Below are 9,967 nucleotides of genomic sequence, written 5' to 3'. Positions count from 1 at the left end.
CCGGCTCGGGACACGGCGGGTGCGCGCACCCACGCGCGCGCACCCGCCGTCACCGGCCGGTCGTCCAGTCCCCCCGCTCGAGCAACCGCGACACGATCACCCCGGCCACCAGACCCCAGAACGCCGCCCCGATGTTCCAGAACGTCACGTTCGCGGCGGTGACGACGAATGCCACCAGCGCCCCCATCGTGTACTTCGAGGCGAACGCCGTCACGAACGCGCCCTGCAGCGCCCGCAGCATCGCCAGGCCCCCGAGGGTCGCGACGAACGCCGCCGGCGCGGCGGTCATCCACCGCACGAACAGCGGCGCGAACAGTCCGAACACGATCGAATACAGCCCGAAACACACGGCCGCCGTGTACTGGCGGCTCCGCTCACCGGACGCGGTGAGCAGGGCGTTCGTCGGGCCGGTCAGGCACGTCGACACCGCGCCGACGCAGGCGGCACCGAGCGACCACACCCCGCACGCGATCGTGGTGACGTTGATCGGGGGCCGGTGCCCGGCCGCCGTGAGCACCGCGACGCCCTGCCCGTTCTGCACCACCAGCACGGTGATCGCCAGCGGGATCACCAACTCCAGCAACGCCGTCCACGTGAACACCGGGGCGGTGAAGACCGGCGACGCGAGGATGCCCGCTCCGCCCGGGGCCGGGGAGAAACGCCCCGACGCCGCCACCGCGACCGCACCGGCGATCAGCGCCCCGAGGATCGGCGGCAGCCACCGGCCGATCCGGCCGAACGCGCTCAACGCCAGGAACAACAGCACCATGGGCGCGGCGATCGCGACGTCCGCACCGAGCGCGAGCACCAGGTCCACACCGAACTTCAGGAAGACGCCGGCCACCATCGCCATGACGATCGGCATCGGCAGCGCCTCCATCACCCGCCGCACCAGCCCGGACGCCCCCAGCACCAGCACCAGCAGGCCGGTGACCAGGAACGCTCCGATCACCTCCGGCCAGGACAGGTGCCCCAGCGACCCGCCGACGAGGATCGTGCCCGGAATCGTCCAGGCGAAGCCGAGGGGCTGCCGGTAGGCGATGCTCATCGCGATCGTCAGCACGCCGTTGAGGACGAAGATCCCGAAGATCCACGACGCCAGTTCGGCGGCGCCGAGCCCGCCGGCCGCGCCGGCCGCGAGGACGACCGCGACCGGCCCCGTCGACGAGAACACCAGCCCGATCACGCCGTTCGCCGCGTACTCGACGCCGAGGTCCCGCAGCACCCGGCGCGGCCGGGTCACGGGCCGAGCGGGCCGCTCGAGCAGGTCGGTGTCGTTTGGGGGAGAGGTCTTCTCGTCGACTGCTGTCATCTCTTCCTCACTCCTCTTGCCGGAACTGGGCGGCCAGCTCGCTGCGCGAACGGATGCCGAGCTTCGCGTAGACCCGTGTCAGGTGGTACTGCACCGTCTTCACCGACAGGAACAGCTCGCCCGCCACGTCCTTGTTGGTATTGCCCGCGGCCACCAGCGCGGCGACCGCCTTCTCCTGCGGGGTCAACGCCGCCAGATCCATGTGTGTCCGGCGGGTATCGTCGCCGTTCGCCTTCATCCCCCCGGCCTTGAGTTCGCGGTCGCAGCGCTGCACGTACGACGTCGCGCCGAGCGTCACGTACAACTCGCGGGCCGTGCGCATCACCGCGTCCGCCTCCCGCCGGCGTCCGGCGCGGCGCAGCGTCTGCCCGTACGCGAAGTTCACGCGGGCACGGTCGTACGGCAGCGACAGCGTCGCCAGGTTCGCCAGCGCGTCCTCGAATGTTCTGCGGGCGGCGTCGATGTCACCCCGTGCCCCGTGGATCCGTCCGCGCACGTATCCGAGCCGCGCCCGGGCGGACAGGTGCCCACGGGAGACGGCCAGTTCCTCGAACGGACGGAGGAACTCGTCGGCCTCGTCGACGCGTCCGGTCATCACGAGAGCATTCGCGTACAGGTCCGGCCACGGCCAGAAACCCGGTTCCACCAAGGCCTGCCGCCGACGGGTGGTGAGCGGTGCGAGGTGCCGCAGCACCCCGTCGTAGTCGGCGGCGACCTCTGCGCACTGGGCGGCCGCGATGCAGGACGGCACCACCATGACGGCATAGTCGGTGGCGCCCGCGCGTCCGCGACGCAGGTGCTCCCGGGCCAGCGACCAGTCCCCGCGCAGGGCGTGCACCTGTGCTCCCGTCCAATGCACCAGCGGCCGAAGCAGATCCAGGCCGGCCGTGTCGAGCTGTGCGGCCGCGCGGTCGACGGTGCGCACGGCGTCGTCCCATGCGCCGAGCGCGAACTCCGTGCGCGCCAGCCACGCCTGCGCCCACAACGAGATCCGGATCGAGCCGCCGCGGAAGACGGTCGGCTCGGCACTCTCGAGCTCCGCGCGGGCGCGATCCGGCTCGTCCAGCGCCAGGGCGAGCCAGCCCTCCGCCATGCGGATCCGCTGGCTCTGGGCGCCGAGCCGGAAGGTCTCCGACAGCTCTGCGTACGAGGCGCGTGCCTCGTCGACGCGGCCGGTCATGGCCAGGCCGAGGCCGCGGATCGCGGCCGACTCGACGGCAGCGGGCATGTCGGGAGCTACGAGGGACGACGCGCGGTCGGCCCACTCGACGAGGCCCGCGCCGTCGAGCTGGGCCAGCGAATGCAGCACCATGCGCTGGCAGATCATCGCACCCAGATCGGGGTCCCGGGCCGGGTCCGGGAGCAGTTGCCATGCGCGCGTGAGCAGCTGGGAGGCCTCGGCCGACCGGCCGCGCTGGATCGCCAGGTAGCCGAGCACCACGTCGCGCATGGAGCCTTCGGGCGCGGCCTCCATCGCCGGCACGAACGTCAGCGCCTGGGGCAGGTCCGCCGCGCCCGTGAGGGCGTCGACGCCGCGGATCAGCCGCTGCGCGCGCTGGTCGCGGTCGGGACTGATGCCACTCGCGATGATCAGTGCCTCGGCAGCATCCGACCACGCACCGACGGCGGCGCGGCGCCGGCCGTACCGATCGAGGCGGTCCGCGAGGTCCGCATCGGCGGTGGGGGTGGCGGAGACCAGGTGGGTGAGGGCGGCACCCTCGTCGTCGACCAGTTCGGCGGCGCGGGCGTGCAGGTCGCGCCAGCGGGCGGGACCGATGTCGTCCGCGACGGCGGCCCGCGTCATCGGGTCCGGGAAGATCAGGGTGACCGCGCCGCGCTGTTCGCGCCGCCGGAGCAATCCGGCGGTGTGCGCGGCGTCGAGCGCCGCGGTCGGGTCCGCCAGCCCGGCCAGCGCCGCGGCCTGGGTCAGGGTGCTTTCGCCGCCGAGCACGGCCGCCGCTTCCACGAGTGCCCGGGTCTCGGCGGGGCAGTGGTCCAGCGTGCGGCGCACGGCGCCCGACCGTTCCTGGGGCGCCGGGAACCGGGCCTGCCAGTGCTGCCACTGGTTGCGGGGGATCTCGTCGAGCAACTGCAGGATCGGGCGGGGTGTGCCGAGAGTGTGCTCGAACAGCCGTCGCGCGGTCCACGGCGACAGGTCCACGCCGATGCGGGCGAGGGCCAGCTGGGCGATGTCCTGCGGCCCGAGGGGCCGCACGTGCACGGAGAGGGCGCGGTGATGGTCGAGCACCTGCCGGGTGCTGTCCGGGACCGCCTCCGGCAGCGGGTCCACGGTCACCAGCAGGACGAGCAACTGCTTGCCGTGGGCGCGGCGGACGGCGGACGACAGGGCCTGCAACGACTCGGAATCGGACCAGTGCGCGTCGTCGACGACGAGAACGGTGGGACCGTCCACGAGGGACAACAGTTCGTGCGCCACTTCCACCGGATCACGTCCGGTGACGGGGGCCTGCAGCAGTTGCTCGGCCGTGCTCCACGCGCGCGCCGCCTCCCACGGGACGCCCGCGGACACGCGGACCTGCCAGCCGTTCAAGACCTCGGTGAATCGTTGCACCAGGGCGGATTTGCCGATACCCGGCGGACCCTCGACGAGGGCGAGCACGGGTGAACCGGCTCGCGCCTCGCCGAGGTGACGGTCGAGCTCGGAGAGCTCTCGGGTACGTCCGACCAGCATGGCGGGGTGAGTCACACTTCCACGGTAGTGGGGCTCGCGGCCGCAGCTTCGGGGGTTCGGGCAACGTACTGCGCACCCCGTCGGATGGGAACGAACACCGTGACCAGGGCGCCGGCCACGGCGATGCCCGCGAAGATGTAGAAGCTCACGTCGTTGCTCAGCCCGGCACCGATGAGCAGGCCGCCGATGATGGGGCCGAAGATGCCGCCGAGCCGTCCGAATCCGGCGCACCAGGCGACACCGGCACCGCGCGCTGCCGTCTCGTAGTAGTTGGAGACGAACCCGTAGATGAGCACCTGGGTGCCGATCGTGCCGACCCCGGCGATCGCCACCGCGGTCAGCAGGACGGGCAGCGGGAACCCGAAAGTGAGGAGGATCAGTGCCAGGCCGGCGAGGCCGAACGTGGTGGCGATGACCGGCTGGGGACCGCGGCCGTCGGCGATCCGGGAGGCCAGGAGGCCGCCGATGATCGCACCGCCGTTGAGCACCAACAGGAATGCGAGCGAGCCCTTCGCGTTGTAGCCGGCGTCGGCCATGATCTTCGGCAGCCACGTGTTCAGGCCGTAGGTCAGCAGGAGCCCGGCGAAGCTCATCAGGCCGAGCAGGGTGGTGCCCCACGCGTAGCGGCGGGTGGCCAGTGCGGCGAATCCGACCTTCTCGGCCGGGGCCGGGGCGATCGTGGGCAGGGGGAGACCGAACTTGTCACAGACCGCGGCCGCCTCGTCCGTCCGCCCGCGCGCCTGAAGCCACATCGGGGATTCGGGGAGCTTCACCAGGGCCAGGGGCAGCAGGATCACCAGCGGCAGCGCGCCGATCCAGAACAGTCCGCGCCAGCCGATGGTGTCGCGCAGCACGATGGCCAGCAGAGAGGCGAGGACGCCGCCGGCGGGGACGCCGCTGTAGACGATCGCGTTGAACAGGTTCCGTTTCCCGGGCGGAGCGAACTCGGCCACCACGGCACCCGCGGTGGCGACGAGACCACCGACGCCGATGCCGGTGAAGAAGCGCAGGATGCCGAAGGAGGTGATGCTGGTGGCCATCGCCGCGGCGCCCATGCCGACGGAGAACCAGACGATGTTGATCAGCATCATCTTCCGGCGCCCGAGCCGGTCGCCGAACGCGCCGGTGAACAGGGCGCCGACCATGACGCCGATGAGGGCGTACGAGCCCAGCGCGCCGCCCTGCTGCGCGGAGATCGCTCCGATCTGGCTGGGGTCGGCCATCAGTGTGGGCAGGATCGTCCCGTAGACGACGAGGTCGTAGCCGTCGAAGATGATCGCGAGCGTGGCGAGGGCGACGACCCAGATGACGGTGCGGCGGTGCCGGGGACTTGCCCAGGCGGTTGTGTTGTCGGCCATGTCGGCTCCGGTCTGTGAGTGCGGTCACAAATGAAACGGGGCAGAAAGAGGGCCTCACCGGCAGGGGATCCCTGGCCTGTCGGTGAGGCCTGTGGCGGTGCTGGGGTGTTACCCCAGGTCGCCGCCGGCGACGGGAAGAACCGTGCCGGTGATGTAGGAGGCCTCCTCCGAGGCCAGGAAGGTGATCGCGGCGGCCTGCTCGTCGAGCGTGCCGTACCGCTTGAGCAGCGAGGAGTCGACGGTCTGGTCCACGATCTGCTGGTACCAGCCCTTCTCCTGCTCGCTCTGCGCGGCGGGGCCGCGCGCTACCCGGCGGGCGGGGGCGTCGGTGCCGCCGGGGGCGGTGGCGACGACCCGGATCCCGTACGGGGCGGCCTCGAGGGCGAGCGCGGCGGTGATCGCGTTGACCCCGCCCTTGGCGGCGGCGTAGGGGACGCGGTTGACACCGCGCGTCGCCACGGAGGACACGTTGACGATCGTGCCCGAGCGTTGCTCGATCAGGTACGGCAGCACCGCGCGGCATGTCCACAGCGTCGGGAACAGCGACCGCTGCACCTCCGCCTGGATCTGCTCGGGGGTGTAGTGCTCGTACGGCTTCGCCCAGATCGTCCCGCCGACGTTGTTGACGAGCACGTCGATGCGGCCGTGCTGCTGCCGGGCCTCGTCGATCGCGGACTGCGCTCCCGCGAAAGTCTCGAGGTCGGCGGTGACGGAGTGCGCCTGGAAACCCTTCTCGCGCAACTCCTTCGCCACCTCGTGCACGAGCTCGGAGCGGTCGACGAGGATCACGGATCCGCCCTCGGCTGCGATGCGGGACGCGACCACGAGGCCGATACCCTGCGCGGCGCCGGTGACGGTGACGACCCTGCCGTCGAAGCGGCCCGGGTACACGGTGCCGACCGGAAGAAGGGCACTCACGCGAGTTCCACCTTCGCGGACTCCTCGATGGCGCGGCGCATCGTCGCCTTGGCGTGCTCGGCATGGCTGACGATGAGGTCGCGGGCCGCCGCGCGGTCCTTGCGTTCGAACGCCCGCACGATCTGCAGGTGGTCGTGCGGAATCTGCTCGTCCACCCACTGCGCGGTGCGCAGCACCTTGCGCATCAGCTGGGTCACCTCGAGCCGGTTGTACGCCTCGAGCAGCACGGGATTGCCGCAGCAGCGGAACAGGAACTCGTGGAAGGCGGCGTTGGTGTCGGTGAACGCGCCCGCGTCGGTGAAGCGGTCGTGGTCGATCGACGCGGTCGACGCCTCGGCGAGAATCCGGAATTCCACGAGTTGCGCGTCGGTGAGCCGGCCGATGGTCAGCTCCAGCGCACCGAGTTCGAGCGCCATGCGCGCGTCGAACTGGGCGTCGGATTCGGTGACGGGCGGGTGCTCCTCGCCGATCTCGTAGTTGCCCACCGGCACCTGCTCGGCGGCGCCGAGGGACACCGGCAGGCCGGTCTCCTCGGCGGCCCTGGTGGCGGCTTCGAGTTCCCGCTCGGTGGGCCGGGGCGCCGGTTCGGCGGCGCCGGGGGTCGCGGAGTTGTTGAACTTCTCGAAGTAGAAGTTCGTCACCGAGATGCCCTCGTCCGACAGGTGCGTGCGCACCGCCTCGACCATCGGCGGCGGCCCGCACAGGTAGACGTCGACGTCGCCGTCGTTGAGGTGCTTCGGCTCGAACAGGCCGGTGACGTACCCCTTGTTGGGGGCGGTCGACTCCGGATCGGAAACGCAGTAGTCGAACGTGAAGTTCGGCAGCGACCGCGTGTAGGCCTCGAGCTTGTCCAGCTCGACCAGGTCCTGGTCGAAGCTGACGCCGTAGACCAGGTGCACCGGCAGGTCGCTGCCCTCCTCCTGCATCTTCGACAGGATGGCGAGCAGTGGCGCGAGGCCGGTACCGCCGGCGAGCAGGAGGGCGGGGCGCTTACGCTCACGCAGGAAGAAGCTGCCGAACGGGCCGGTGAACTGCAGGGTGTCTCCCACCTGGGCGCGATCACTCAGGTACTCGGACATCAGGCCGCCCTCGGTGATCTTCACCAGGAAGGACAACTGCGGGTCGTTCGGTCCCGTGCTGAACGAGTACGACCGGGTCTGTTCCGTTCCGGGCACGGTGATGTTCACGTACTGGCCCGGCAGGAACACCAGGTCGTCCCGATTGGGGATCTCGACGGTGAAGCCCACGGTGCTGGGAGAGAACCGCTGCAGGTCCGTGATCGTCGCCGTGTACGTCGCGGCCGCGGTCTTCGCGACGTCCGAGGTCGTCGCGATCTGCAGCACGAGATCGGATTCCGGGACCATCTGGCACGGCAGGCAGAATCCCTGCTCGGCCTCGTCGTCGGTCAGCGCCTCCTCGATGTAGTCGCCGCCGTCGTAGTTGCCGGACTCGCACAGTGCCTTGCAGGTACCGCACGCGCCGTCGCGGCAGTCGAGAGGAATGTTGATCCGCGCCTTGTACGACGCGTCGGCGACCGTCTCGTTCGGTCCGCACTTGATGAAGCGGGTCACCCCGTCCTCGAAGCTCAATGCCACCTGAAAGCTCACGGCATGTGCCTCCTTTCGTGAATCGGGGGTGGATCAGACGACGTAGACGTCCACGATGTGGTGGATGTAGTCGTTCTTGAGCACGATCTTCTTCTTCTTGATCACCGGGTGCGGGCCCGAGACGTCGAGGGTCACGAAGTTCGTGCCGAAGTAGGTGTCGGTGGTGTTGTACCGGTAGTACAGCGAGAACCAGTTGTGGCGCAGGTCGATCTCGGTGCCGCGGCGCTCGAGGATCTCGATGTTGGTGATGTTGTGGCCGGTGCGCGGTTCGGGCAGCGACGTCGCGGAGGAGCGGTCGGTGCGGATGCGGAACACCCGGTCCTCGAGGCCACCGCGGTTGGGGTAGTAGATGAGCGAGATCTCGCGCTGCGGGTCCTCGGTGAGCGCACCGTTGTCGTCCCATGCCGGCATCCAGTACTCGGCCTGCGGGTGGTAGCACTCGAGCCACTTCTCGAACTCGCGGTCGTCGAGGAGACGGGCCTCACGGTAGAGGAACTGCTCGATGTCGGTCTGCGTCAATTCCGTTGCGGCGGTCATGTCCTGGTCTTCCTCAGCGCTCGTTCGTGGTGGTGGGCTCGGCGGCGGCGTTCTCGGCGGTTTCCGCCGCGACGGCCTTGCGCATGCTCTCGAGCCAGAAACCGTGCTGGATCGGGTACAGGCCCTCGTCCTCGGTCTTCACGCCGCTCGACAGCACGTTCTTCATGCCGAGGTCCAGCGCGACCTGGTCCGGTCCGTTGAGCTGGTGGGTGGCGCCGCGGCTGAGGTCGTTCCACGGGGCGGCCGACGCGAGATAGGTCTTCTGGCAGGACCGGAACTCCTCGAGGTCGTCCGGGGTGGCCATTCCGGTGGCGTTGAAGAAGTCCTCGTACTGGCGGATGCGGTTGGCGCGGGATTCGGCGCTCTCACCCTTGGGGGCGATGCAGTAGATGGTGACTTCGGTCTTGTCCACGGAGATCGGCCGGAAATGCCGGATCTGCGAGGAGAACTGGTCCATCAGGTACACGTTCGGGTAGAGGCAGAGGTTGCGGGACGCGCCGACCATGAACTCGGCCTTCTTCTCGCCGAATTCTGCGGCGAGCTCGTCCTTGCGGGGGAAGAGCGGGCGGTCCTGCGGGTTGCCCCACCACATCCACAGCAGCAGGTGGCCGTTCTCGAACGAGTGGTAGCCGCCGCCCTGCTTGCCCCAGGTGCCGGCGTCCATCGCCTTGGTCTCGTTGGTCGACTCGCCGGCGGTGCGGCGCGCGGTGGTGGCCGCGTAGTTCCAGTGCGTCGCCGACACGTGGTAGCCGTCGGCGCCGTTCTCCGCCTGCAGCTTCCAGTTGCCGTCGTAGGTGTAGGTGGACGAACCGCGCAGCACCTCGAGACCCTCGGGGGACTGGTCCACGATCATGTCGATGATCTTGGTGGCGTCGCCGAGGTGCTCTTCGAGGGGCTTGACATCCTCGTTCAGGCTGCCGAACAGGAAGCCGCGGTAGCTCTCGAACCGGGCGACCTTGGTCAGGTCGTGACTGCCGTCCTTGTTGAACCCCTCCGGGTAGCCGGCGTCGCGCGGGTCCTTGACCTTGAGCAGCTTGCCGTTGTTGCGGAACGTCCAGCCGTGGAACGGGCAGGTGAACGTGGTGCGGTTGTCGGTCTTGCGCCGGCACAGCATCGCGCCCCGGTGGCTGCACGCGTTGATCAGGCAGTGCAGCTCGCCCTCCTTGTCGCGGCTGATCACGACGGGCTGGCGACCGATGTAGGTGGTGAAGTAGTCCCCGTTGTTCGGAACCTGGCTCTCGTGCGCGAGGTAGACCCAGTTGCCTTCGAAGATGTGCTTCATCTCCAGCTCGAAGACTTCCTCGTCGGTGAAGATGTTGCGGCGCACTTGGTATCGGCCGCTGGCCGCGTCTTCGACGAGAGCGCCGTCGAGGGCGGCGCGCACATGGTCCAGGGTCTCGGTCATGGGGATCCTCCAGAAAGGGTGTCGGGTCGGCCCCGGCGGAGAATGGGGCTGTTTCCGCGTTATCTCCACCATGCCACCATGTGGCCACAGTCACACCAGGCAAATGCCTAGGCCTACCTAGGACCCTCGGCAGGAGGG

At 69.7% G+C, this 9,967-nt stretch carries 7 protein-coding genes; all 7 read right to left on the bottom strand.

The features are described from left to right. Positions 1-49: 49 nt before the first annotated feature. A complete protein-coding gene (locus CQZ88_RS16105; RefSeq protein WP_102800022.1) occupies positions 50-1,312 on the bottom strand; it encodes a benzoate/H(+) symporter BenE family transporter in 1,263 nt (420 codons plus the stop codon). Positions 1,313-1,319: 7 nt separating this feature from the next. Then, positions 1,320-4,004 carry a helix-turn-helix transcriptional regulator gene (locus tag CQZ88_RS16100; RefSeq protein WP_102800021.1) on the bottom strand — a complete coding sequence of 895 codons (2,685 nt, stop codon included), beginning with the start codon at positions 4,002-4,004 and terminating at the stop codon, positions 1,320-1,322. An 11-nt stretch (positions 4,005-4,015) separates the two neighbouring features. Further along, complete coding sequence (locus CQZ88_RS16095; RefSeq protein WP_006946218.1) at positions 4,016-5,362, bottom strand: aromatic acid/H+ symport family MFS transporter; 1,347 nt, start codon at positions 5,360-5,362, stop codon at positions 4,016-4,018. Positions 5,363-5,470: 108 nt separating this feature from the next. Continuing rightward, a complete protein-coding gene (locus tag CQZ88_RS16090; protein ID WP_006946217.1) occupies positions 5,471-6,280 on the bottom strand; it encodes a 1,6-dihydroxycyclohexa-2,4-diene-1-carboxylate dehydrogenase in 810 nt (269 codons plus the stop codon). After that, positions 6,277-7,887, bottom strand: a complete 1,611-nt coding sequence (gene benC / locus CQZ88_RS16085) for a benzoate 1,2-dioxygenase electron transfer component BenC (protein WP_006946215.1) — start codon at positions 7,885-7,887, stop codon at positions 6,277-6,279. Before benC ends, CQZ88_RS16090 begins: the two co-directional genes overlap by 4 nt. Before the next feature lie 33 nt (positions 7,888-7,920). Continuing rightward, entirely contained in the window at positions 7,921-8,424 is a 504-nt protein-coding gene (gene benB / locus CQZ88_RS16080; RefSeq protein WP_006946212.1) for a benzoate 1,2-dioxygenase small subunit, read from the bottom strand. Between the two features lie 13 nt (positions 8,425-8,437). Beyond that, on the bottom strand, positions 8,438-9,829 hold the full coding sequence (gene benA / locus CQZ88_RS16075; RefSeq protein ID WP_006946209.1) for a benzoate 1,2-dioxygenase large subunit: 1,392 nt from the start codon (positions 9,827-9,829) through the stop codon (positions 8,438-8,440). Positions 9,830-9,967: the final 138 nt, after the last annotated feature.

The sequence above is a fragment of the Rhodococcus sp. ENV425 genome, from assembly GCF_002887785.1.
GTDB classification, from domain to species: Bacteria; Actinomycetota; Actinomycetes; order Mycobacteriales; family Mycobacteriaceae; genus Rhodococcus; species Rhodococcus aetherivorans.
Note: the sequence above shows the minus strand (reverse complement) of the source record. Positions and strands in the feature narration are given on the sequence as shown.